General features: G+C 34.6%; 31 protein-coding genes. 12 read left to right on the top strand and 19 right to left on the bottom strand.

What is annotated here, in order from left to right; translation table 11 throughout:
* The 3 genes from ACX9TM_RS07360 (at nt 1) to ACX9TM_RS07350 (ending at nt 1,777) form a co-directional block, all read left to right on the top strand.
* The gene (locus ACX9TM_RS07360) at nt 1–1,359 is read left to right on the top strand and encodes an MATE family efflux transporter (protein WP_000665546.1); all 1,359 of its coding nucleotides are present in this window, start codon (nt 1–3) and stop codon (nt 1,357–1,359) included.
* Between the two features lie 76 nt (nt 1,360–1,435).
* Nucleotides 1,436–1,609, top strand: a complete 174-nt coding sequence (locus ACX9TM_RS07355; protein WP_000341062.1) for a hypothetical protein — start codon at nt 1,436–1,438, stop codon at nt 1,607–1,609.
* 18 nt (nt 1,610–1,627) lie between these two features.
* Nucleotides 1,628–1,777, top strand: coding sequence for a hypothetical protein (locus ACX9TM_RS07350; RefSeq protein WP_000743742.1), 150 nt, complete (start codon nt 1,628–1,630; stop codon nt 1,775–1,777).
* Between the two features lie 81 nt (nt 1,778–1,858).
* On the opposite strand, the gene ACX9TM_RS07345 is transcribed toward ACX9TM_RS07350, so the two are convergent.
* A complete protein-coding gene (locus ACX9TM_RS07345; RefSeq protein WP_000715254.1) occupies nt 1,859–2,383 on the bottom strand; it encodes a hypothetical protein in 525 nt (174 codons plus the stop codon).
* 83 nt (nt 2,384–2,466) lie between these two features.
* Here ACX9TM_RS07345 and ACX9TM_RS07340 point away from each other — a divergent pair, with 83 nt between their 5' ends.
* On the top strand, nt 2,467–3,369 hold the full coding sequence (locus ACX9TM_RS07340) for an aminoglycoside phosphotransferase family protein (protein WP_065382131.1): 903 nt from the start codon (nt 2,467–2,469) through the stop codon (nt 3,367–3,369).
* A gap of 2 nt (nt 3,370–3,371) precedes the next feature.
* Here ACX9TM_RS07340 and ACX9TM_RS07335 read toward each other — a convergent pair whose 3' ends face one another.
* From ACX9TM_RS07335 to amaA, 5 genes are all read right to left on the bottom strand, one after another.
* Nucleotides 3,372–3,533: a hypothetical protein gene (locus tag ACX9TM_RS07335; RefSeq protein WP_000651086.1), complete on the bottom strand. Its 162-nt coding sequence runs from the start codon at nt 3,531–3,533 to the stop codon at nt 3,372–3,374.
* A gap of 185 nt (nt 3,534–3,718) precedes the next feature.
* Nucleotides 3,719–4,492: a hypothetical protein gene (locus ACX9TM_RS07330; RefSeq protein ID WP_063220225.1), complete on the bottom strand. Its 774-nt coding sequence runs from the start codon at nt 4,490–4,492 to the stop codon at nt 3,719–3,721.
* Between the two features lie 24 nt (nt 4,493–4,516).
* Nucleotides 4,517–4,963, bottom strand: a complete 447-nt coding sequence (locus tag ACX9TM_RS07325) for a flavodoxin (protein WP_000041153.1) — start codon at nt 4,961–4,963, stop codon at nt 4,517–4,519.
* A complete protein-coding gene (locus ACX9TM_RS07320) occupies nt 4,956–5,126 on the bottom strand; it encodes a hypothetical protein (protein ID WP_162494647.1) in 171 nt (56 codons plus the stop codon). Before ACX9TM_RS07320 ends, ACX9TM_RS07325 begins: the two co-directional genes overlap by 8 nt.
* 230 nt (nt 5,127–5,356) lie before the next feature.
* On the bottom strand, nt 5,357–6,526 hold the full coding sequence (amaA, locus tag ACX9TM_RS07315) for an N-acyl-aliphatic-L-amino acid amidohydrolase (protein ID WP_001082783.1): 1,170 nt from the start codon (nt 6,524–6,526) through the stop codon (nt 5,357–5,359).
* A gap of 337 nt (nt 6,527–6,863) precedes the next feature.
* On the opposite strand from amaA, the gene ACX9TM_RS07310 reads away from it, so the two are divergent.
* From ACX9TM_RS07310 to dltD, 5 genes are all read left to right on the top strand, one after another.
* Nucleotides 6,864–7,010 carry a teichoic acid D-Ala incorporation-associated protein DltX gene (locus tag ACX9TM_RS07310; RefSeq protein ID WP_000440293.1) on the top strand — a complete coding sequence of 49 codons (147 nt, stop codon included), beginning with the start codon at nt 6,864–6,866 and terminating at the stop codon, nt 7,008–7,010.
* 12 nt (nt 7,011–7,022) lie between these two features.
* Nucleotides 7,023–8,537 carry a D-alanine--poly(phosphoribitol) ligase subunit DltA gene (dltA, locus tag ACX9TM_RS07305; protein ID WP_000770505.1) on the top strand — a complete coding sequence of 505 codons (1,515 nt, stop codon included), beginning with the start codon at nt 7,023–7,025 and terminating at the stop codon, nt 8,535–8,537.
* Nucleotides 8,534–9,709 (top strand): D-alanyl-lipoteichoic acid biosynthesis protein DltB, encoded by a 1,176-nt coding sequence (gene dltB / locus ACX9TM_RS07300; protein WP_000127933.1) that lies wholly within the window; start codon nt 8,534–8,536, stop codon nt 9,707–9,709. Before dltA ends, dltB begins: the two co-directional genes overlap by 4 nt.
* A 68-nt stretch (nt 9,710–9,777) precedes the next feature.
* Nucleotides 9,778–10,017 carry a D-alanine--poly(phosphoribitol) ligase subunit DltC gene (gene dltC, locus ACX9TM_RS07295; protein WP_000807310.1) on the top strand — a complete coding sequence of 80 codons (240 nt, stop codon included), beginning with the start codon at nt 9,778–9,780 and terminating at the stop codon, nt 10,015–10,017.
* Nucleotides 10,014–11,189 (top strand): D-alanyl-lipoteichoic acid biosynthesis protein DltD, encoded by a 1,176-nt coding sequence (gene dltD / locus ACX9TM_RS07290; RefSeq protein ID WP_001030268.1) that lies wholly within the window; start codon nt 10,014–10,016, stop codon nt 11,187–11,189. Before dltC ends, dltD begins: the two co-directional genes overlap by 4 nt.
* Before the next feature lie 21 nt (nt 11,190–11,210).
* Here dltD and ACX9TM_RS07285 read toward each other — a convergent pair whose 3' ends face one another.
* The gene (locus ACX9TM_RS07285; RefSeq protein ID WP_000495279.1) at nt 11,211–12,299 is read right to left on the bottom strand and encodes an NAD(P)H-dependent flavin oxidoreductase; all 1,089 of its coding nucleotides are present in this window, start codon (nt 12,297–12,299) and stop codon (nt 11,211–11,213) included.
* A gap of 115 nt (nt 12,300–12,414) precedes the next feature.
* Here ACX9TM_RS07285 and ACX9TM_RS07280 point away from each other — a divergent pair, with 115 nt between their 5' ends.
* Complete coding sequence (locus ACX9TM_RS07280; RefSeq protein ID WP_000640079.1) at nt 12,415–13,335, top strand: S66 peptidase family protein; 921 nt, start codon at nt 12,415–12,417, stop codon at nt 13,333–13,335.
* A 33-nt stretch (nt 13,336–13,368) separates the two neighbouring features.
* Here the strand turns inward: ACX9TM_RS07280 and ACX9TM_RS07275 are convergent, their stop codons facing one another.
* The 3 genes from ACX9TM_RS07275 to ACX9TM_RS07265 all read right to left on the bottom strand — a co-directional run bounded on the left by ACX9TM_RS07275 (nt 13,369) and on the right by ACX9TM_RS07265 (nt 14,829).
* Nucleotides 13,369–13,767, bottom strand: coding sequence for an SseB family protein (locus ACX9TM_RS07275; RefSeq protein ID WP_000435265.1), 399 nt, complete (start codon nt 13,765–13,767; stop codon nt 13,369–13,371).
* A gap of 86 nt (nt 13,768–13,853) precedes the next feature.
* Nucleotides 13,854–14,408, bottom strand: a complete 555-nt coding sequence (locus ACX9TM_RS07270; protein WP_000184427.1) for a cysteine hydrolase family protein — start codon at nt 14,406–14,408, stop codon at nt 13,854–13,856.
* A gap of 10 nt (nt 14,409–14,418) precedes the next feature.
* Nucleotides 14,419–14,829 (bottom strand): carboxymuconolactone decarboxylase family protein, encoded by a 411-nt coding sequence (locus ACX9TM_RS07265; RefSeq protein ID WP_000439756.1) that lies wholly within the window; start codon nt 14,827–14,829, stop codon nt 14,419–14,421.
* A gap of 126 nt (nt 14,830–14,955) precedes the next feature.
* Between ACX9TM_RS07265 and ACX9TM_RS07260 the strand changes: the two genes are divergently transcribed.
* Together ACX9TM_RS07260 and ACX9TM_RS07255 are read left to right on the top strand one after the other, a co-directional pair.
* Nucleotides 14,956–15,408, top strand: a complete 453-nt coding sequence (locus tag ACX9TM_RS07260; RefSeq protein WP_001175498.1) for an Lrp/AsnC family transcriptional regulator — start codon at nt 14,956–14,958, stop codon at nt 15,406–15,408.
* Between the two features lie 100 nt (nt 15,409–15,508).
* Nucleotides 15,509–15,691 carry a DUF3913 family protein gene (locus ACX9TM_RS07255; RefSeq protein WP_000707107.1) on the top strand — a complete coding sequence of 61 codons (183 nt, stop codon included), beginning with the start codon at nt 15,509–15,511 and terminating at the stop codon, nt 15,689–15,691.
* Between the two features lie 28 nt (nt 15,692–15,719).
* Here ACX9TM_RS07255 and ACX9TM_RS07250 read toward each other — a convergent pair whose 3' ends face one another.
* The 9 genes from ACX9TM_RS07250 to nrdI all read right to left on the bottom strand — a co-directional run bounded on the left by ACX9TM_RS07250 (nt 15,720) and on the right by nrdI (nt 24,189).
* Nucleotides 15,720–16,733 carry a CPBP family intramembrane glutamic endopeptidase gene (locus ACX9TM_RS07250; protein WP_000558808.1) on the bottom strand — a complete coding sequence of 338 codons (1,014 nt, stop codon included), beginning with the start codon at nt 16,731–16,733 and terminating at the stop codon, nt 15,720–15,722.
* A gap of 202 nt (nt 16,734–16,935) precedes the next feature.
* Nucleotides 16,936–17,712 (bottom strand): ABC transporter permease, encoded by a 777-nt coding sequence (locus tag ACX9TM_RS07245; protein ID WP_000475456.1) that lies wholly within the window; start codon nt 17,710–17,712, stop codon nt 16,936–16,938.
* The gene (locus ACX9TM_RS07240) at nt 17,712–18,614 is read right to left on the bottom strand and encodes an ABC transporter ATP-binding protein (RefSeq protein ID WP_000528788.1); all 903 of its coding nucleotides are present in this window, start codon (nt 18,612–18,614) and stop codon (nt 17,712–17,714) included. The genes ACX9TM_RS07245 and ACX9TM_RS07240 overlap by 1 nt, the downstream gene beginning before the upstream one ends.
* A gap of 14 nt (nt 18,615–18,628) precedes the next feature.
* Nucleotides 18,629–19,420: an ABC transporter permease gene (locus ACX9TM_RS07235; protein ID WP_000080432.1), complete on the bottom strand. Its 792-nt coding sequence runs from the start codon at nt 19,418–19,420 to the stop codon at nt 18,629–18,631.
* Complete coding sequence (locus ACX9TM_RS07230; protein WP_000137738.1) at nt 19,417–20,115, bottom strand: ABC transporter ATP-binding protein; 699 nt, start codon at nt 20,113–20,115, stop codon at nt 19,417–19,419. Before ACX9TM_RS07230 ends, ACX9TM_RS07235 begins: the two co-directional genes overlap by 4 nt.
* A complete protein-coding gene (locus tag ACX9TM_RS07225; RefSeq protein ID WP_000687522.1) occupies nt 20,112–20,492 on the bottom strand; it encodes a GntR family transcriptional regulator in 381 nt (126 codons plus the stop codon). Before ACX9TM_RS07225 ends, ACX9TM_RS07230 begins: the two co-directional genes overlap by 4 nt.
* A 216-nt stretch (nt 20,493–20,708) precedes the next feature.
* Entirely contained in the window at nt 20,709–21,677 is a 969-nt protein-coding gene (gene nrdF / locus ACX9TM_RS07220) for a class 1b ribonucleoside-diphosphate reductase subunit beta (RefSeq protein ID WP_001203029.1), read from the bottom strand.
* 81 nt (nt 21,678–21,758) lie between these two features.
* The gene (gene nrdE / locus ACX9TM_RS07215) at nt 21,759–23,843 is read right to left on the bottom strand and encodes a class 1b ribonucleoside-diphosphate reductase subunit alpha (RefSeq protein WP_001215839.1); all 2,085 of its coding nucleotides are present in this window, start codon (nt 23,841–23,843) and stop codon (nt 21,759–21,761) included.
* A complete protein-coding gene (nrdI, locus tag ACX9TM_RS07210) occupies nt 23,830–24,189 on the bottom strand; it encodes a class Ib ribonucleoside-diphosphate reductase assembly flavoprotein NrdI (RefSeq protein ID WP_000959447.1) in 360 nt (119 codons plus the stop codon). Before nrdI ends, nrdE begins: the two co-directional genes overlap by 14 nt.
* Between the last annotated feature and the right edge of the window lie 363 nt (nt 24,190–24,552).

Below are 24,552 nucleotides of genomic sequence, written 5' to 3'. Positions count from 1 at the left end.
ATGAAAGAAACTACTTCATTCTCACAAAAGTTAAAGCAATTTGTATTACTATTTTTTCCGATTTTCGTAACGCAAATGTCATTATTTGCGATGAGTTTTTTTGATACAACGATGTCAGGACATGCAAGTCCAACTGATTTAGCAGGTGTGGCAATTGGAACAAGTATATGGATTCCAGTTAGTACGGGGTTAACAGGAATTTTAATGGCTACTACTCCCATTGTTGCACAGCTCGTTGGATCCAAGAAAAAAGAGGACGTTCCCCACGTTGTCATACAAGCAGTTTATTTAGCAATTTGTGCTAGCTTCGTTGTTATCCTCATCGGTTTTTTCGTCGTTTCACCTATTTTAAATGGCATGCGCTTAGAAGAACCTGTGGAACGTATTGCAGCTCAATTTTTAAGTATTATCGCAATAGGAATTATACCTTTATTCACTTACACTGTTTTACGTGGATTTATTGATGCATTAGGAAAAACTCGAACAACGATGATTATTACATTATTATCATTACCAATTAATGTAATATTAAATTACCTATTAATTTTTGGTAACTTCGGTTTCCCAAAGCTCGGTGGTGTCGGAGCAGCAATTGCTTCCACTGCAACATATTGGTGCATTTTAATTATTACAGTCATTATTATTCAGACGAAAGAGCCTTTTGCCTCTTTCAACATTTTCAAACAATTATACCGACCTTCTCTTTCGAGTTGGATAGCATTCTTAAAACTTGGCGTCCCTATCGGATTTGCTATCTTTTTTGAAACGAGTATTTTCGCTGCGGTAACGCTCATGATGAGTAATTTTAGTACGACAACTATTGCAGCTCACCAAGCAGCTATGAACTTTGCTTCCTTGTTATATATGACTCCGCTAAGTTTAGCAATGGCAATGACTATTGCGGTTGGATTCGAAGTTGGAGCAAAACGTTACGATAATGCAAAACAATACGGACTGATTGGAATTGGATTAGCCCTTGCCTTTGCTTTATTATATTCGATTCTTCTCTACTTCTTTGATGATCAAATTGCTTCTATTTATACGACAGATGCAAAAGTTCATCATTTAGCAAAAGAATTTCTTATCTTTGCAATTTTATTTCAAATTTCAGATGCAATTGCAACCCCTGTACAAGGAGCTTTGCGTGGTTATAAAGATGTAAATGTTGCTCTAATTATGACTTTAATTGCTTATTGGATAATAGGTCTACCACTAGGTTACATATTAGCGACGTATACAGAATGGGCCGCGAAAGGCTATTGGATCGGTCTTATTATCGGTCTAGCATTTGGCGCTGCCTTCCTACTTATCCGTCTCTTTCAAGTACAACGAAAATATACAACACAAAACAGCCGCTAATAATAAAGCGGCTGTTTTCTTTATGCATATTTTTTCTTGTAACGTATAATATAATGAAAAAGAAAGGTGGGTACATATGGACGACAAAGAAAAAAAGCAATCATTCGATGAAGAATTTGCCCCTGAAATTTCACCTGGATATCGGCAAGATGTACATAAGCCACCTAAATATAAAAACACTTCGTTTTTAATGGGCATTACCATTTTCGCTGCTGTATTACTCATACTTATCATTTTCGTTTATTTTTGATGAAAGGTGGCCTATTATATGAAGAAACAAGATTCCAATCGTTCAAAAAGAACTGTTAAAACACAAAAAGGATATGCAGGAGATTCTGTTCATACTCTTAAACAAGTCGAGCAAGGGAATTTATATATTGCTCAAAAAGAACTTGGTCAACAAAATGAAAATCTTTAAAGGCCCTTTATTCCTTAAGGGTCTTTTTATTCCGCATTAAGTAATACACCCTCAAATGTTCTATTGAGCAATGAATTTCCTTTATTGTACGCGCTGCTTTTGTTCTAGCACCATAAATATATTATTAACCTTTACAATTTTCACTTCATAATTCAATTTCATTTCGCTTCTCTTACTCTTACCATTTTCAGTACCCGCAACGTACGCTACAGCTTGATAAAGAAAACTCTCATTGGTCTCTTCACGTATCTCCTCGTTTGTAAATTTATACTCTAAATCTTGAAAACGATTTGGATAATAATTTCCCATTAATTGTTCATACCCTCTATTTAAAAATAGTTCTTCACCTTTTCGTTTCACATCTTCTTTATTAGTAGACCCAAACACTGATAGTTGCTCGGTCACAAAATGCTCTCCTACCTTTTTCATTTCATTATGAGTTAAGTTTTCTATACTTTTGTTCTTTAACTCCTTATTTAACTCGTACTGATCAATCGGTTTAAAGGTAGCAAAAACCTCCTCTTTATATGACCAAAACAATACAAAAGCGATACATAGAGAAATGATTAACAGTCTTTTTTTCGTAATACTCCCGCCCTTCTTCATAATAATAGATATATTTTAACATATAGAAAGAAAATTCTGATATCATAAAATAGAATAACTTAACTCAGAAACGAGGAACAATTATGGACTCTTACAAACATTATATAAAAGAAGCTTTGCCTAATCTTTCTATACATTCATATAAACAAAATGAAGAAGGATGGGATAATGTAGCAGTTATAGTAAATGATGAGCTACTGTTTCGTTTCCCGCGAAAACAGGAATATGCGATGCGAATTCCGTTAGAAAAAGAACTATGCGCAATTCTCACTCAATCACTACAAGAAATCGAAGTTCCACAATATCACCTAATTTATAAAAATGAATCTGATGAGGTTCCTCTTTGTAGTTACTATACTCTCATTCATGGTGAACCATTAAAAACAGAAACAGTTGCCACGCTGGAGGATCCAAAGCTGAAAGCAATTATTACACAATTAGCTACTTTCCTTGCTGCTCTACATAGTATTCCTCTAAAAAGTGTTACAGCGTTAGGATTCCCTATTGAAAAAACACTTACCTACTGGAAAGAGCTACAAACTAAATTAAATCAGTATGTTACTAACAATCTTACTTCGTTCCAGAAATCAGCCTTAAATCGTTTATTCGAGAATTTCTTTGCCTGTCTAGCTACATCTAAATTTCAAAATACAATCATTCACGCTGATTTTACACATCATCACATTTTATTTAACAAGCAGAACAAACGCATTTCAGGTGTTATCGATTTTGGTGATGCGCAAATTGGCGATCCTGCTTTTGATTTTGCAGGACTATATTATGATTTCGGAGATGAGTTTACTACATCTGTATATGAACAGTACAGTACACTTATTTCTCATCATGATCCATTACTCATTCATCGTATTACTACCTTTTATCAATACAGTCCTTTACTACATAATATTATTTATAACTTTGAGTCAGAGAATGAACTCGAATTCATTACAGGCACAGAACAGCTAAAAACGATATTACAGGGATGAGATTACATTCTCTCCCTATATACTCTCTCCTCATACATCATTAACTTTTTATCCATTTCAACAATAACTTTATACAATTGAAACGCCTGTAAAATTTGCAGTTGAATTTCAAAAGGAGCATTTTGTTCTTTTAACCATTGAAATACTTTTGTTTCATCTTTCATTGATTATTCCTCCCTTTATTCTGCTATTTGTGGGTAGCCCGATTAATGAGGGCTGATAATCAGTGGGTGATTGACAAAACCCCCACTGATTAAAGTTTCACTTTATTAAAATCTGCTACAAATATACCGTAAATGATGAAAAGCTTTTCATGTCAATAACAAAAAAGGATGCAAAGTTGCATCCTTTAATGAACTATATTTTTCTTCTGTTTCGCTTCTGTCTTTACTTCTTCCCCTTGGCATTCACTACGAAACGCACAACTTATACACTCAGAACGAAAATGACGCTCTGTATAATGCTCAGGTTGCTCTAACATTTCTTTCATTCTAGATAAATCAGCCATTCCAGTTATAATATCTTCCTGTTTCGGAATGTACTCATACTTAGTTCCTTCTATTAAATTAACAACTTCAATTTTTCCTGGAAGAACTCCGAAAGCTTTATAACTGAATACTGTCATTAGCTTCTGACAAAGAGCAAGCATTTCCTCATCTGCATCGACAACATACTTTTTAATTACAAACGACTCAGCACTCCACTCACCAACTTCAAATGTCAATGACATGTGGACACCTAACTCTTCCATATATGTTTGAAACTTCTCGTATAAAAACAATGGTGGTGTCTGACTATCATCCTTTTCAACGAACTGTAATAAGTGATCCGTTAGCTTCGCTAATACAATATAGTACTCCGTCTTCGAAGCAAACATATCAATCCTTACTTTTTTCCAATACTTTTCTATTAATATTAAAAGTACAATTTTCGTTTGTTGACCCGCAGGTAGCGTGTAATACTCGTTAATAATTTGATTGACAATCATTTGTGCTATTTGTTGCCATTCAAATGAAGAAGGTTCTCTTCTTTTTATGTGACGAAAATAAAATTTATGCGGACAACGCATAAAATCATACAAATGATAATCTGTCATCGTTTTGATTGAGATTTTCTCATGCACTTGCTCTTCATCTCCCTTCTGCCATTAAGAAAGGTGTTTTACAAATTCAGCTCCAAACTGTAAACATTTTTCTACATCTTCATCTTCTGGCGTTAATTCTACTTTTAGTCCTTCTAACACAACTGCTGCCCCGCGCTCTTGTAGCTTTTCTATTAAAATGTCAACTGCCACTCCGTATTTCGGATAAGCCGAATCACATGATCCGAATACTGCCGCTTTTTTCCCAGTTAAATCAATAGAATCCATTGCATCATAAAAATCTAAGAAATCATCAGGAAGATCGCCATCTCCCCAAGTGTATGCACCTAAAATAATTCCATCATACTGTTCTAATATAGAAGCTTCTGGTGAATCCATAATATCAATAACTTCAATTTCATTTTCTGTTTCACGAATTACGCCGGCAATATGGTCAGCCATTTCCTCTGTATTTCCACTCATACTTGCAAAAATCATTACTAACTTACTCAACTGAACCTCTCCCTTTACTTTGTATCTCTTTTTCTGTTTGAATGCTCTTCTTCTCATCTACATATTCAGACCGAATTACATTTCTTTGCCATTTCATATGCTGATCAACATCTTTATTTTTATCTTTTAATCCCCTCCGCAGAAGGTGAAAATTCTTTCTCATTAACATGTCGCATCCATTCTATTGATAATAATTATCAATTCCAACTATATTTAGATTAATTGACATTGATTATCAATGTCAATAACTATTTTTAAAAAAATGATTAAAATGTACAAGCTTGTCCGTTAGCTATTCATATACTATGAATGAGCATAGTTCTTTCTCAGCCCTCTCTGACGGAAAGAAATAAAAGCAACTGCAATAGAGTGCAGTTGCCTTTTTTTGTTTTTCTATGATTTTAGTAATCTTATAGTCGTCTCTAAAAATAGCTCCACTCCACAAATTAATGCTGATTCATCCAAGTCAAATTTCGGATGATGATGTGGATAACAAGTATATATATTTTCATTACCTGTTCCTAATTTAATGAAACAACCAGGTGCTTTTCTTAAATATGCTGAAAAATCTTCTCCACCCATAGAAGGTTCAAGCTTCACAACACGCTCATTCCCAAACAAATGTAGTGCACTTTCTTCTACTATTTTCGTAATATATTCATCATTAATAACCGGATCATATCCATATCGATACGTATATGTATACGATCCTCCATGTGCTTCTGTAATTCCTTTCACAATTTTCTCGATTTTCCCTTCTGCTTCCACCCTCAATGCTTGATTAAATGAACGAACAGTTCCCATTAAAGTTGCTGTACTAGGAATAATATTGTCAGCCGTTCCCCCATGAAATTGTGTAACTGAAACAACCCTTTGCATAAAAGCACTTGTATTTCTTGATACGATATGTTGTAGATTTGTAATAATCTGTGCTCCGATAGCAATAGGATCTATCGTTTCTTCTGGTCGCGCCGCATGTCCTCCTTTGCCTTGAATCTCAACTGTAAATACGTCTGGAGCTGCCATCATCGGTCCATATGCAATTCCTATCTTTCCACTCTCAAGTCCTGACATAACATGTAAACCTATTACATAATCAACACCGTCCATTACACCTGCCTCAACCATTTCTTGTCCCCCGCCTGGATACACCTCTTCTGCGTGCTGAAAGAATAGACGAATCTCACCTGCAAAATCTTCCTTTATATTTGATAACACCTCTGCTGTGCTTAATAAAATAGCTGCGTGAGCATCGTGCCCACATGCATGCATCATTCCTTTATTCACAGATGTATAAGATTTACTTGTCTCCTCTTGAATTGGCAAAGCGTCTATATCAGCTCGAATCGCAATTACTTTCCCTTGCTTCACACCTCTTTTAATTGCTAGTACACTATATTTCGTCGGTCTCGTTACTTCAAAAGAAGAAAATGAGCATAATGTATCATATATAAATTGCGAAGTTTCTTTTTCATGAAATGATAATTCCGGATACTTATGGAAATGCCTTCTCCATTTCACGATATTTTCTTCCGAAATTAGATTCTTCCACACTCTATTCATGATAATTTCCTCCTTTTCAAAAGAACTAGAAATTTAAAAGTTTACTCCGTCTTAAATGATTAATAAAAACAAACACTGTATTTTTACGTATTCTTATAGTCCACTTTTATGTATTCACACAATCCACTTTCTATTTACATGTCAAACCCATTACAAATTCATGCTGAATGTAATATAATTGCTAAGTTAGGGATTTTCTTTTTTAGTATTTAGTGCTAATATCAGAAAAGAGCCTTTTGACTTATTTTTACCTAAAATGTGGGATTTTGTTTTTTTCACAATAATGTAGGACATGATACCTACAAAGAGCTATTATTTCATTAAGAGAGGGAAAGACATGGAAAGATTAAAAGAGATATGGTCTCGACCACTCACACAATGGGTTGCAAAGACGGTTTATTATCTTGCAATTTTATTTGCATTGCTTTGGTTGTATGGATTCCATGATACAAACACAAGTACATTTATTTACAATGAATTCTAGGGTGGGAACGTTATGAAGTTATTAGAACAAATTGAAAAGTGGGCTGCAGAAACGCCTGATCAAACCGCTTTTGTTTGGCGAGATGCGAAAATTACGTACAAACAATTAAAGGAAGATTCTGATGCGTTAGCACATTGGATTTCTTCTGAGTATCCAGACGATCGTTCACCAATTATGGTGTATGGCCATATGCAACCTGAAATGATTATTAACTTTTTAGGATGTGTAAAAGCTGGACATGCTTACATTCCTGTAGATTTATCTATCCCAGCTGATCGTGTACAACGTATTGCTGAAAATTCTGGTGCGAAATTACTTTTATCGGCAACAGCAGTAACTGTAACTGATTTACCAGTTCGCATCGTAAGTGAAGACAACTTAAAAGATATTTTCTTTACTCATAAAGGGAACACTCCAAATCCTGAACATGCGGTAAAAGGTGATGAGAATTTCTACATTATTTACACATCAGGAAGCACAGGTAATCCGAAGGGGGTTCAGATTACTTATAACTGCCTTGTTAGCTTTACAAAATGGGCTGTAGAAGATTTCAACTTACAAACAGGGCAAGTATTCTTAAACCAAGCACCTTTCTCATTCGATTTATCTGTAATGGATATTTACCCATCATTAGTAACAGGTGGTACACTTTGGGCAATCGATAAAGATATGATTGCGCGTCCAAAAGACTTGTTTGCTTCTTTAGAGCAATCGGATATTCAAGTATGGACTTCCACACCTTCTTTCGCTGAAATGTGTTTAATGGAAGCATCTTTCTCTGAGAGTATGCTACCGAACATGAAAACATTCTTATTCTGCGGCGAAGTGTTACCAAATGAAGTGGCTAGAAAATTAATTGAACGTTTCCCTAAAGCAACAATTATGAATACGTATGGTCCAACAGAAGCTACTGTCGCTGTAACAGGTATTCACGTTACAGAAGAAGTGCTTGATCAATACAAATCACTTCCAGTTGGCTATTGTAAATCAGACTGTCGCCTTCTTATTATGAAAGAAGATGGCACGATCGCACCTGATGGTGAAAAAGGTGAAATCGTAATTGTCGGTCCAAGCGTAAGCGTTGGATATTTAGGAAGCCCTGAATTAACAGAAAAAGCATTTACTATGATTGACGGTGAGCGCGCCTATAAAACAGGCGATGCTGGCTATGTTGAAAATGGTCTTCTATTCTATAATGGTCGTCTTGATTTCCAAATTAAGCTGCATGGTTATCGAATGGAATTAGAAGAAATTGAGCATCACCTTCGTGCGTGTTCTTACGTAGAAGGAGCAGTTATCGTTCCAATTAAAAAAGGTGAGAAATACGATTATTTATTAGCGGTTGTTGTTCCTGGAGAACATTCATTTGAAAAAGAATTCAAATTAACATCTGCAATCAAAAAAGAACTCAATGAGCGATTACCAAACTACATGATTCCACGTAAATTCATGTATCAATCTTCTATTCCAATGACACCAAATGGAAAGGTAGATCGCAAAAAATTATTGAGTGAGGTTACAGCATGACCGCATATGGATCATTTTATTTTTTCGCTATAGTGGGCATTTTATTAATACCTACTATCATAGCTGGATTAAAAGGTAAAATGTTGCGCAAATATAATGCCGTTTTAACATTAGTCATGATTGCTATTATCTTCTCAGATAAACCAAAGCAAGCAATGATGCTAGCTGCATTTATTATTTGGCAATATGTCCTTATTAAAGGCTACTTAATTTTAAGAAAACAAAATAATAGTACATTCACATTTTGCATAGCTGTTATTTTATCGATTTTGCCTCTTATTTTGGCAAAAATCGCGCCGTTTGCATCGTTTTTACCTGAGTTAAAACTTGTTGTTTTCCTAGGTATATCTTACGTAACATTCAGAGCAGTTCAAATGGTATTTGAAGTTCGTGATGGTTTAATTAAAGAGCTTTCTTTCTTTAACTTCTGGGAATTCGTTTTATTCTTCCCTGCAATTTCAACAGGACCTATCGATCGTTACCGAAGATTCCAAAAAGATATTCAAAAGCCACCTAGCGCTGAAGAATATCAAAATTTACTATATACAGGACTAAATCGTATTTTCCAAGGTTTCTTGTATAAATTTATTATTGCTTACTTAATAAAGCAATATTGTATGGATCCAGCATTCGCTCAACACGATACAATATTTTCAAATATGATTTACATGTATAGCTATAGCTTATATCTATTCTTTGATTTTGCTGGTTATAGCTCTTTTGTAATTGGTGTAAGTTATATGATGGGAATTAAAACGCCAGAAAACTTCAATAAGCCATTCCTTAGTCGTAATATTAAAGACTTCTGGAACCGCTGGCACATGAGTTTATCATTCTGGTTCCGTGATTTTATTTACATGCGTTTCGTCTTTTTTGCAACGAAGAAAAAGTTAATTAAGAACCGTTACACTATTTCGTATATCGGGGCATTTTTAAACTTCTTCATTATGGGAATTTGGCACATCCAAGGAAGCGCTGTTGCGCAGTATGTTATTTATGGTCTATACCATGCCGCACTGTTTATTTTATTCGATATTTTTGAACGAAAAAACAAGAAGCATAAGTTTTGGCCAAACAATAAATTTACACACATCCTTGCGATTGTAATTACGTTCCACGTTGTATGTTTCGGTTTCCTAATCTTCTCTGGACACCTTAACAGATACTTTTAATGCACCCTTCTTATTCCATTAAGAAGTTGCACATATAATATATTTCGGATATAAAGGAGATTTTAAAAATGGCAGAATTCAAAGAGCAAGTATTAGATATTTTAGAAGAAGTATGTGAAAACGATATTGTGAAAGAAAACTTAGATGTTCAATTATTTGAAGAAGGTATCCTTGATTCTTTCGCTGTAGTATCTTTATTAGTTGAATTCCAAGAGCGTTTAGATATTGAAGTTTCTATTTCTGATTTTGACCGTGACGAGTGGGCTACACCAAACATGGTTATTAAAAAGTTGGAAGAAATCCGATGAACAAAGCAAAATTTGGTCCGATGCTTTTAGCATTGGCCCTTTTTGCTGTATTCTTACTTATTCCAACGCGCTTCCTACTTCCACTTTTAAGTGATGAAAAAGTAGAACAAGCTGCTACTTCTTTAAAAGAAGAAAAAATTCAAAGTATGATTTTACAGCAAAAGATGTTAGCAGATCCAAAATATCTTCCGATGTACGGTTCATCGGAATTCGCACGTATGGATGCTTTCCATCCATCTAATTATTTTAAAGTAAAGCCTGAAGGATTTACGCCATTCCTTCTTGGACGCGGCGGAACACAAGACCTTGTACATGTATTAAACTTCGCATCTACAATGGATCAATTGAAAGATAAGAAAATGGTATTCGTTCTTTCTCCGCAATGGTTTGTACCACAAGGTATTGACGAAACGCACTTTGCACCTAACTTTTCAAAACAACAAGGTTACCACTTCATTTTCAACAATGATTTAAAACCTGAAATGAAAAAACAAATTGCAAAGCGTTTATTAAACTTTGAGATTGTAAAAAAAGAAACTTTATTAAAAATTTCGCTTGAAGGTATCGCTTATGATGATACGAAGTATAAAGTAAAAGCACTTGCTGCTAAACCTTTCGCTTATATTTATCGTAACATTTTAGATCGTAAAGATTTATTTACAGCTATGTTTAATATTAAACCGCACAAAGAGAAGCTCGATCCTTCATTAAAACAAATGAACTGGGAAGAGGCTCGTAAACATGCGGATCAAACAGGTGCAGCAGAATCTGGATCTAATGAATATGGTATCGAAGATGGTTACTTCAATAGCAAAATTAAGAAAAAATTAAAGCAACGTGAAGGTTACTTAAAAAATGATGCTTATGACCAATCGCCAGAATATGAAGATTTACAAATTGTACTTGATTTATTAAAACAATCTGGTGCAAAACCACTCTTCATTTCTGTTCCTGTCAAAGGTCCTTGGTACGACTACGCTGGCTTCCCGAAAGAACGCCGCGAAGCATACTATAAGAAAGTTCATGAGCAAATTGAAAAAGCTGGTTATCCAATTGCCGACTTCTCAAATCATGAATACGATAAATACTTCTTAAAAGATCATATGCACTTAGGTTGGAAAGGCTGGGTTTACATCGACGAAGCCATCCAACAATTTTATAAAGCAAACTAACGAAAAGACCGCTTGAATTACTCAAGTGGTCTTTTTGTATATATTTTGTAATTGCTCGATTGCATTCGCCGCCTCTTTCATAACTCGCTCCACTACATGCTGAGCTGATTCGATTCGTGCCAATGATGCTGCCTGTCCTGCCCAAAGTGACATATATTCTTCCTTATTTTGCTTCGCTGCCTCTTGGCGTATTTTAGAAGTTAATACGTTTTGCACTGGATATACCGGAAGCCCTTCTTCTTTTCCTTCATGTCTTTCTATAAATTCATTCCGAATACCGCGTGCATATTTCCCGGAAAACGCACGAGTTACAGTTGTGCTCGTATCTGTACTATGCAAAACCGCTTCTTTATACACATCGTGCGTAATACTCTCTTCACTTGTTAAAAAGGCTGATCCCATTTGAACACCTTCTGCTCCTAGTGCCAATGCCGCAACAAGCCCTTGTCCGTTCATTACACCACCTGCTGCGACAATTGGGATATGCGGAATAACCCCTACTAACTGAGGTATTAACGCAAAAGTACCAATCATAGCATCTCGTTCTTTCCCAATAAACGTTCCTCTATGCCCTCCTGCTTCGCTACCTTGCCCAATAATAATATCTACTCCTAGTTCAGCAAGTACTTTCGCTTCCTTCACATGGGTAGCTGTTCCGATAACTTTTATTCCACTTCTTTTTAAATCATTTATTTCTTCTTTTTCTAACGTTTGAAATGCAAAGCTAACGACCGGTACTTTTTCATCTAATAGCACTTGTAATTGTTCCTTATAGCTTTTTGGAAGCTTTAACGTTCCTTCTACTTCTATACCTAATTCTCTATTCACTCCGCTTAGTAATACTTTCGCCTCATTTACCTTCTCTTCTTCTATTTCTATCTCTTTCGTTACAAGTAAATTAACACCGAAAGGCTTATCTGTTAGTTCTCTTATTCTATAAATCGCTTCACGAATTTGTTCTGGGCTCATATAGCCGGCTCCAAGCGTCCCTAATCCTCCACTATTACTTACTGCTGCAACAAGTTCTGGCGTCGTAATCGCGCCTGCCATACCGGCTTGAACAACGGGATACTCAATTTTTAATATGTCTGTTACTCGACTTGTAAACATCATTTCCCCTCCTATTTCCTTTATATCTTCTTTATTTGATAAGCTTTCCCCTGCTTTTGCAAGGGTTGAACTTCATATGAAGCGAATATATTGAAAGAGAAGGAGGCTGAGCTTAATGATTTATCCAAATGCATTAAAACAAGGTGATACAGTAATGATTATTGCACCATCTGGTCCACCTACAATCGAAAGTGTATTAAAAGGTGTGAATGTATTACAAGAGATGGGGTTATCCGTAATAATCGGGAAGAGTGTTTACGAGAAATATGGATTTTTAGCCGGAAGTGATCAAGTTCGGCTTGACGATATACATGAAGCATTTACAAATAATGAAGTGAAGGCAATTTTTTGTGCACGAGGTGGTTATGGAAGTGCTCGTCTTCTTCCTCACATTCAATATGAAGTTATTAGGCAAAATCCAAAAATCTTTTGGGGATATAGCGATATTACAGCTTTACATACTGCTGTTTCACGTTATGCAAAGCTTATAACATTTCATGGTCCGATGATTGAAGAACTAGGAAAAGGTATTGATTCCCTATCTTTATCCTCTTTTAATCAGCTATTCCATCCGTATTCAACCATTTTATCTGCATCAGAATGTATCGTACCTAGCTCTCACAGTACAGTTACAAGTACGTTAGTTGGAGGAAATTTAGCTGTGTTAACAAGTATAATTGGCTCGCCCTACGAGATAATTACGAACAATACACTTTTATTACTTGAAGACATTGGTGAAGAACCGTACCGCATTGACCGTATGTTAAATCAGCTACTTTTATCTGGAAAGTTTAATGAATGCAGGGGCGTTATTTTCACAAGTTGTCACGACTGCACTCCTTCAAAGCCCTCTCAATCTTTGCAAACAATATTATATGAATATTTCGCGCCATATCATATACCTGTCCTATTCGATTTACCAATTGGACATATAAGTCCAAACATCGGTATTCCGCTTGGAGCTACAGCGACAATAAACACGAATAATAAAACAGTCTCTATTTCTTCTGGTATAGCCACTTCATATTCAAATTAAAAAGTAAAAGGAAAAGCGATTACGCTTTTCCTTTTACTTATAATAATTAAAAATTCGTCCAGATGCGATATCTGCAATTTCTTCTGGAATAAATGTTTTACTTATATCAGTGCCAACATTTAATACAGCTGTAGCATCTTTCTCAATGCTACCAAATAACTCTTTCCCACGTATCGTAATAAGGGGCGTTCCTTCTGGCAACACATCTTTTACAAATTCCATTTGTGTAAAGAACGGAACAATCCATCTACCTTCTCCTTGGAAATGACGCAAACGAAGTATTCCTTCTGTTGCCCCGTCCTCTGCTTCTAGTGAACCAGCAACATAAAACTCAGTAGATAAGAGCAATTCATAAAATTCCTTTTGCTTCTGTTTATCATCCCCTGCTACAACAAGTACCTCTTCTAATTTCTTTACTGAAATTTGCTCCATATGATGCCACCCCTATTTTCAAAATGATTGTACTTAGATTATACGAAATATTCTTATTTTTTTCTACATAATTCGCAATTATTTTCTTAAAATAATTTTAACACTTCTTTTGTCGTCACAATCGTAGCAAACTCTTCATGTAAATTTACAAGTGTCATATTGTGAATATCCTCTGCACTATACTCCTTACCATCTAAACCTTTACGGTTAAAAGTAGCCGTTGCATCACTCACTAAATATGTTGTAAATCCTAAATTCCCTGCCATTCGTGTCGTAGTTTCCACGCAATGATTTGTCGTTAATCCTACAACCACTACTGCATTACATTTGTTCTTTCTTAATTGCTCTTCTAAATTTGTCCCAATGAACGCGCTGTTAACGAATTTCTGAATAACCACTTCATCAAGTAGTGGTTGCACTTCTTCTTTAAAGTTTACCGTTTCCGCTCTCTCATAAAACATTGACTGAGCATTTTCTTTATTTACATGTTGAATATGAAAAACTGGTCGTTCCCTTTTTCTCCATTCTTCTAACAAAATTCTCATGTTTTCTTCAGCAAAAATATTATTTCTCTCGCCCCAATCTGGTAATTGAAATGCCTTTTGTACATCGATTATGATAAGTGCTATTTGATTTGTCATCATTTCCCCCTTAATTTGGCTGTAATTGAAATAGAAAACCAAGTTGTTGTGACGCAGTAATAAAGCAAACATAGGCGCAAAGCTCTACAATTTCTTTTTCTGTCCAATATTGTTTTAAAGCGTGAAACATAGTATCATCTATTGCTTTTCGGTCATGAACAAATGTATGCGCAAAAGTAACAGCTACACCAATCTCCTCTGCCTTTTGCACATCATCAGGTCTTCCCTTTGCCATACAGTACGGACATTCATTCCCATACGCTAATGTTCTTCTCACTTGCTCCTTCAACTCTGCTGAAAGAGTTCCTTTATTGTACAGTGTATCTTCTAACGTACTCCACGAGTGTAATATATCCGAATTATGCCCTAATAACTTTTGAAACTTTGTATCTCCTACATTTGATAATGAAATTCTCTCCATCATTTCCCCTCCTATTTCCTTCTGTTTTATTGTAAAATAAATAACGTTCACTTTACATTTCATATGAATCTTAATTTATATTTTCCCTTTACAAAAATCATTATTTTACTGGAGGTATATTTACAAATGCAACTAGACCGTGTTGATCGAAAAATTTTAAATGAATTATATAATGATAGTCGCCTTTCTATGCGTGAATTGGCGAAACGAGTAAACTTATCTGCTCCGTCTACTGCAGAACGTGTTCGTAAACTTGAAAGTGAAGGCGTTATTCAAAAATATACAATCGATATCGACTATAAAAAAGCAGGACTAGTTTTAGATTGTATTTTAGAAATCACTTTAAAAAATGGTGATACAACACGTATGCAACAGTTTATTCAGTCTTATCCATCTGCAAGTTTTTGTTACCGAGTAACAGGAAGCTTATGCTACATTGTAAAAATTTCTGTTCCTTCACTCGTTGAACTTGAAGAATTTATCAATGATGTTTCTTCATATGCAACGACAGTTTCTCATATCGTATTATCAGAAGTATCTCTTACTCCTGATATTGAACATATCTTCCCAGAAGATTAATTTATTTTTATTCATAAATTATAAAAAAACCCCTTACAATAAGAATAAAAATAATATATTATGTATTAAAATACATAATATTCGAGAAAGGGGCTTTACATTGAAAATCTGGTTTTATGAAAAAACGGCACAATTAGATGACTTGCTTGGTATTTGGGACAATGTTCCGACCATCCCGCGAATTGGTGAAAAAGTGGAGATTTTAAAGACAGTCCGCACTGTTACAGATATTAAATATGTAAAGAACGGTAATAATTTTCGTGTAGAAATTATTACAAATTAAAAAGTAGCTCCTAAGAGCTACTTTTTAATTATCTATTATGTGCTTTCTTTATAACGATTTTATCTTCTTCTACAGCTACTGTTACATAATCATTTTCTTCTAACCGAAGCTTATTTACAGCCTCATCTGGTAACTCTATGGCCATCAATCTATCGGTTACGATCACTTGACTATACACTTCATTTTCTTGTGATGAATTCACTACTTTTTGCTCATTTATAAAACGTACTGGTGGCACGCCAACTTCTTTTACTGTACGCCATTGTTTCCAAACATACGGAATTAACCATAGTAATCCAACAACTGTAAGACCGATACCAATCCATAAATTACTTTGCGCTTGTAATTCAGTAATTGAGATTGTACCACTTTCTTCTCCACCGAAAAATTGCATACTTGTTGCAATCAAATTATTTAGAGCGTGCACAGCTATATTCGTCCATATATTTTTTGTCTTTATGTATAAAAGACACATAACGACACCAAACATGAACGCACCAATAACATCAAAATGTCCTAGGCCAAAAATAATTGAAGATATAATTACAGCTTTTTTAATTCCCCATTTATGAGCCATTCGCTGTAAGAAAAATCCCCTAAAAATAACCTCTTCCATAATAGGTGCTAACACACATGCTGAAATGAAAGTAAATATCGTCATATATACGTTACTCGTATTAATAACATTTCCGTCTTCTAGCATAGTAACTAAGAAATTCGGTAACGTATGTGCTAATATGTAAAATTGAATCTGAGATATGCCAACTGAAAAAATCATCCCCATTATCGTTGCTAATACAATTAATCCCCAAGATAAACGTCCTGGCTTATCAAAAAAACTGTTAAATACAATATTATTTTTATTTGTTTTTACGTATAGCCAAAGTAACGGAAATACAAAAAATACAGTTATTTGTGAAATAACCTCCATCGTATTCTCAGAAACATTTGCTAGACCTAATGGTATCATTATAAGGAACACCCCTATAATCATCCATCCAAAAAAGCTACGTAGCCTTATACGTGAAAATGCATAGTGCATATAGAACACCTCCAAAGATAGTAAAAGTAAATGGTCGGATAACTACATTATAATATGAATATAGTTGAAACTCTTCCTATTTTTCTCAATTACTTTCAAACAACATAGCTCTTAAAATACCATATCGCTGTTCTTCAAGTTGCAATCCAAGTGAAATTTATGTAATAAAAATCCCCGTTTTTACAAGCGGGGATTTCTTTTATTATAATACGTCACGTTTTTGGAATAATGCACTTGATGCTACAAGTAACACAACAAAGTATGCAGCTACAAGTAATAATGAAGTTGTAAACGTAAATTCTGTAAATGTTGGTTCCATTCCACCATTGATTAATTTATTACTATCGTAAGCTCTTAAATCCAAATGGTTGAATACTACAAACTTCGCTACACCTTTTGCAAACATTATTAATACCATATTAATTGCACCTTGTAAGAAGAATAGGAACATCGTAATAATTAATGGTAATACAGATTTTCTAAAGACATTTGCTAGGAAAAATGCAAGTGTTGCAAAAAAGAACGGTGAAAGTAGTTGATATAAAGTGGACTTCATAACGATTCCTAATGTTAATTCTGTTTTACTACCATCCATTACAATACCGCCAATAATCATTGCAATTAGCATACCAGCTAATACGATAAATAACATTGCTAATAACACTGTAATATATTTAGAAAATAAAACTGCAAGTCTTTTTCTTGGACGGATTAACAATTGTTTAATTGTACCTTTTTGGAACTCATCAGTAAGAGTACGGGCAGCAAGTGTAATCCCAAAAATCGTTGTAAATAAAACAATTAAGCCAATCTCTGAGTTTGCATAATCTAAATATGATCCCTTAAACTCATCACCTTTTCCCCACTTCAACATTGCTAAAGTACCTAAAATTTCGAGTGCCGCAATGACACCCATTAAAATATACATACCTTTTTTCGCATGCAACTTTAAAAATTCATTTTGAATTAATTTAAACATTACGCTTTCACTCCCCCAGTAATCGCTAAGAACTCATCCTCTAACGTTTTATTTTGAACAGTAACTCCGTATACAAGCACATCAGCATGAACAAGTTTTTTTACAAGTTGCGGAATGTTGTCTTTTGTTACAGATGCTACAATTACATTCCCTTTTGCTTTACCTTTAATGATTTCATTTGCTTTCTGAACTTCATCTACTTCAAACGCTACAACGACTGCCTCATCATGTTTCACTTTTTCATGTAAGTTGTACTCTTGTACAAACTCACCTTGTTTAATAATAACGACGCGATCACACATTAATTCAATTTCACTCAATAAGTGACTTGATACGATTACAGCAATATTCTCTTCTTTCGCTAAACGTTGTAAATAATCACGAATTTGGCGAATACCAGCTGGATCTAATCCATTTGTCGGTTCATCTAAAATTAAGATTTTCGGCTGATGCAGTAATGCCTGTGCAATTCCTAAACGTTGTTTCATACCAAGTGAATATGTTTTCACCTTTTTATGAATCGCATGCTCTAACTCAACAAGCTTTACAATCTCAGCAATGCGCTCTTTACTAATTGGTGTAATGGCCATGTTCGCAAAATGCTTTAAGTTTTGCATTCCTGTCATATAATCATATAGTTCAGGATTTTCTACAATCGCTCCAATTTGCTCTAGTGCCTTTTCACGCTCCGAGCGAATACTATGTCCACAAATTGTAATATCGCCCTCTGTCATTGAAATAAGACCTGTCATCATACGGATCGTCGTCGTCTTACCGCTACCGTTCGGTCCAAGGAATCCGTATACTTCTCCTTCACGAACCTCAAATGATAAACCACGAATAATTTCCGTTCCACCAATCTTTTTTCGAACATTCTCTAACTTTACTACTACGTTTCCCAATGCTGATTCCTCCTTTAGACTTCTAGTTTTTTATCGACTATGTGACCTGTAACTACTAGTAATATAATTGTTAATAAACAATTAAAAAATAGATTTAAAATTGTAACCTCTGTACCAGAATAAAATGATGTATTTAAAAAACCATTTTGATCTATAAATCCAATATTATTTATAGCAAACACATACTTTTCTATTTGCTGAAAAATATACGTTATTCCTCCATTAAATGCGGTAAAAATGACGAATAAAACTAAACAAGCAACTTTATTCATAGATGATTTCACATTTAATAGTTTTACAATTACTATAATGAAATAAATAGAAACTAGCATATTAAGAAAATCTAGTCCCCATAAGAAAATAGATAACATATGATGTAATATTCCATAATTATATAAACTGTGTATTGCTTGCTGAATACCTAAATTAGTTTTTCCATTGTAAATATTTAAAGAAAAATAGTATAGAAAAATGATTCCTATTCCTAGCAAAATCATAAAGAGTAGTACACAGAATAAACTATTTGCACATATATACTTTTTTGCTGAAATAGAAGTATAACGTAGCATAGAGTTTTTTAACATTTTCCGAAAAGACGATATACCTGTTAAAAGAATTGCAAATCCATTTATACCTAGTACGATAAAGAATATAATAATAATTATATCTTGCCTACCTGAAATTCTAACTCCTGAAACTCCTTTCATATTAAATAAAAGAATTAATGAAACTGTAATAAAACCAAAGTAAATAATGGCTATCTTTCTCTTATTACAATTATATAGATAAAGAAAAAGCTGACTCATTTCTCATAGGCCTCCTTAAACAGCTCATGTACTGCTTTACCCTTTTGAAATCGTAGTTCTTCCACATTTTCATGCAATATTATTTCTCCATCTTTCAAAAAGATTACTTCATCGAATATATTTTCGATTTCTCTTATTAAATGAGTCGATATAAGTAGCGTACAATCTTCACGATAAAATTTAAGTATTAACTCAAGTACATGTTCTCTAGAAACAAGATCAATCCCGCCCAATGGCTCATCCAGTACATATAGCTTCGCTTTTCGAGAAAACGTTAAAATAATCTGCAGCTTCTCAACCATACCTTTTGACAATGCTGTAATTTTTTCTTCTAACGGTATTTTAAATTCTGCAATCGTATCTACCGCTTTTTGAATATCGAAGTCTTTATAAAAATCTCGGTAGAAAAATAAAGCGTCTTTTACAGTCATCCAATCATCAAAGATTGGCTTATCGGACATAAATGAAACAATTTCTTTCGTCTGTAACCCTACCTTTTTACCGTCTATTGTAATACTACCTTCAGAAGGGTGTTGCAAGCCTGCAATCATTTTCAATAACGTCGTTTTCCCGCTCCCGTTATCTCCAACAAGCCCAACGATTTTCCCTTCCGTAATCTCTATGTTTAATTCACGGATCACTGCTTTTAATCCGTATCTCTTCCATAAGTTTTCTATTTTCAATAGCTCTGTCATTGGCTCTCCTCCCTCTTATCATGTAATGAAGAACGAAGAATTGTAAGAATTTCTTCTTCTGAAAAACCTAAATTGTCCATTCCATCTATAAAAGAATGAAGTAATTCTTTCGCCATCTCTTTTCGCAGCTCCATAATTTTCTCCCCTTCATTCGTTACATACCGTCCCATTCCTCTACGTGTGACAACAACTCCATCCCGTTCTAGCTCTTGAAATGTACGCTGAATCGTATTTGGATTCACTTGTAATTCACTCGCTAATTCACGGACAGAGGGAATTTTATCACCAGGTAATAAATGTCCTGTTACGATCTCATTTTTTATGTATTCCATTACCTGAATGTAAATTGGTGTATTTGGAGAAAACTCTATTTTCATTTCTTCCCTCCTTTTGTATTAGTGTACTAGTTAAATAATACACCGATACAAAAAGTTTGTAAATACCCATTTAATTACAAAAAAGTTCTATCCGTTAAACGAATAGAACTTCCCAAATATAAATCGCTATACAAAAATAATAGTGTTATGTAAACAAAATTATAAAGAAAAACTGTCTTATCAATGAATAAGACAGTTTTTCTTTATAATCCTATATTAAAAGTTAAACACGAAGTCATCGTCAGCTAACTTTTCAACGTTCGTTGCTTTTACGTAACCATTTCCTTTTACAGAGAAGAAATCATGGTTTTTCGTATCTGTACGTAAACCATTTAAAACGATTGGGTTAATTTCTTCTTCTTCAAACTTCGGCTCAAGTCCTAAGTTCATAAGCCCTTTATTCGCATTGTAACGAACGAAACGATTTACATCTTCTACAAGACCGATAGAAGTGTAAATTTCTTCTGTATAGGCCATTTCAATTTCATATAGTTCCATTAATAACTCTTGTGTTTCTTTTTGCACTTCTTGTTGCTCTTCTGCAGAAAGTTCTGCGAAGATTTGTTGTGCTAAAATACCGACGAATACGCCGTGAATTGACTCATCACGAATTATCAAGTTGATAATCTCACCACTTGCTGTTAGTTTTCCTTGACCAGCTAAGTAAAGTGGATAGAAGAATCCGCTATAGAATAAGTAACTTTCTAAGAACACACTTGCTACCATTGCCATGTATAACTCTTTTTTTGTTACTTCAGGCTTTAATAAACGACGATAGTAACTAGTAATAATACCAGCTTTTTTCTCAAGTAACGGATGATTGTCTACCCAGTCAAAAATATCATCAATCTCTTCTTCTGTAGCTAATGTTGTGAAAATGTGACTATAACTTTTCGCATGTACTTCTTCCATAGCTCCCATGAAAGCTAATACACTTTTCGCTTGTAAATTTTCAAGATGAACCAGTACAAGTGGCATTCCTTCGCCACCTTGTTTCGTATCTAAAAGTGTTAAACCACCTAATACACGCTTATAAGCAATTTGCTCTTCTTTCGATAATTGCACCCAAGTATTTTTGTCAGACGAAACCGCAATTTCTTCTTCTGTCCAAAACTGAGCGATGTTTTGCTTCCAAAACATTAAACTAAAATCATCTTCTTTTTTGTTCCAGTTTACCGCACGCATTAAATCGCCCCTTCTCTAAATATGATAACTAAGCATGAGCAGGGTTCAGAAAACCCTGCTCATCATGTCTCACTTTTTATATTAAACGGTACAAGCCACACACTCTTCCACGCTTAATTTACGTGTTCTCGTATAATACAGACTCTTTAAGCCTTTTTTATGTGCATAGATGTAGTAACGTGCTAATTCACGTGTTGAAATATCACTATTAACGTAAAGAATTGTACTAATTCCTTGGTCAATATGTTCTTGAATTTCTGCGATTAAATCAATTAATTTAAACTGATTCATATCGTAAGAAGATTTATAGTACCAGAACGTATCTTTTGATAAATACGGCATTGGATAATATGTTGTCGCATTCGCATATGTTCTTGATTCGATTTGACTTACGATCGGCATTACGCTTGAAGTTGCATTTTGAACGTAACTGATTGATTGTGTTGGAGCAATGGCAAGACGATATGAGTTGTATAAACCATTCTTCTGCACTTGCTCTTTTAAACTTGTCCAATCTTCTTTTGTTGGAATATGAATTCCTTCAAATAGTTGCTGAACTTTTTCAGTTACTGGGCTGTAATCTGTCGTTTCATACTTTTCGAAGTATGTGCCATTCGCATAATCAGATTTATCGAAGTCCTTAAATGTCTCGCCTTTTTCTGTAGCGATTTCCATACTTTTCTCAATAGAGTAGTAATTTAACATCATAAAGAATGTACGAGCGAATTCTTTCGCTTCTGCACTTTCATAAGCGATTTTATTTTTTGCTAAATATCCGTGTAAGTTCATTGCTCCAAGTCCAACTGAATGAAGCTCGTCATTTGCTTTTTTCACAGTTGGTGCATTCGGAATAATCGTCATATCAGAAACAGCTGTTAAAGCTTCCATTCCCGCATGAACTGCTTCACGAATTTCTTTATTTTCCATTACGTTTACGATATTTAACGATCCTAAGTTACAGTTAATATCACGACGGATAATGTCATCTGTACCGTAATCATTTATTTCTGAAGTTTCTTGAAGCTGGAAGATTTCTGTACATAAGTTCGACATCTTCACAGTTCCAATATCCTTCAATGGATGTTGATTATTTGCATTTGATTTAAACATTAAGTATGGGTAACCAGACTCAAGCTGAATCATAGCGATTTTAATAAGCATATCACGTGCACTAATATCTAGTGGCTTCTTCTTCACTTTCGGATTGCTCATTAATTCATCGTACATTTCATCGATATCAATGTCATCTAAATGCTTTCCGTATTCTTTATACACCGTGTAAGGCGCGAAAACATGGAAAGGTTCGTTTTTCTCAGCAAGCTCAAAGAACTTACTTGGAACGATAATTCCGATTGATAGAGACTGAATACGGCTCTTCTCATCGGCATTTATTTTTTTTGTATCAAGGAATTCAATAATATCCCAATGGAAAATGTTTAAATATACTGCACCGGCACCTTTTCGTTGGCCAAGCTGATTCGCATATGAAAACGAATCTTCAAGCAATTTCATAACAGGTACTACGCCACTTGCAGCGTTGTCGATACCTTTAATTTGCTCACCGCGTGCGCGTAGCTTAGATAAGTTTAAAGCTACTCCCCCGCCGATTTTCGATAATTGCATCGCAGTATTAATGTTAAAGCCGATCGAATTTAAGCTATCGTCCATCTCTAACAAGAAACAAGACACCATTTCTCCTCTTCTGCTTCTTCCCGCATTTAAAAAGGTTGGTGTCGCTGGTTGGTAGTTTTGTTTTACAATCATGCTTGCGAATTGTCTTGCCTTCGAAACATCACCGCGTCCTAAGTATAATGAAACAATTGCTACACGATCTTCATAGCTTTCTAAGTATTGTTTTTGATCATTCGTTTTTAACGCATAATCTTTGTAGAACTTAGATGCTGCCATATAAGATTGGAACTCGAAGTTTTCACCATAAGCGATGTTATATACTTCCTCTACTTCCTCCAAGCTATACTCGTCCAGAACGTTGTAATAGTAATCATGTTCTTTCATATACTCCATTCGCTCTGCCACGCTATTAAAAGGAACGGTATTCTCTCTAGCTTCTTCCATAAAGACTTCTAATGCCTCTTTATCTTTATGAAGCTGATAAAAACCGTCCTGCATTTGCGTGATTTCATTATTCAGTTCAATGTGTCGCAATCTCCCGCACCCTTTCCTTAAAATATTCTACATCGTTATTTGTTCCAGATAACTCAAATTTTGATACAATAGGCACTTCATATTTAGTAGAAATCTTGTCAGCACTTGCACCGAACATGTCTCCCCAGTTACGATTGCCGCTTGCAGATACGCCTTTTAATTTTTCATTATTGCGCTCTAAAAAGTCTAAAACACGTTCTGGTACATTGCCAAAACCTGTTGTATACGTAATAAGAATAAAGTCTTCATCTATTACTAGATCTTCATCAATTTGAACGGCCGGCATATTTAATTTGTGAATGAAACGCTTCACGTTTCCTGTCATAGAATCATATGCAACTAACATTTCCGACCCTCCCTCTCAAATCTATATTCTCTATATGTTGTTCTTGATTTCTCTATATATTGTATTACGTTTCAAAATAAGACACAAGATATATGTATAAATTCTTTCTTTTTTTAACTTTTACTTTTCGACATGATAGCCGTTTTTTTTCAATACAATGACTATGAAACAACATTCTAAAACTCATGTCAATAAAGTGCTTTTCAAAAAAGTTGTCAACGAATTTAACCTTATTTTTAAAAAAGTTAACAATATATTTTGTCATAAAACGTTAGATGCTGAAGAAATATATTTCTCCAGCATCACGCAAAAAAGAACAGATATGAAACTATAATCTGCTCTAAAAAACGATTACATTTATCA

This window comes from Bacillus sp. LH1, assembly GCF_057924895.1.
Note: the sequence above shows the minus strand (reverse complement) of the source record. Positions and strands in the feature narration are given on the sequence as shown.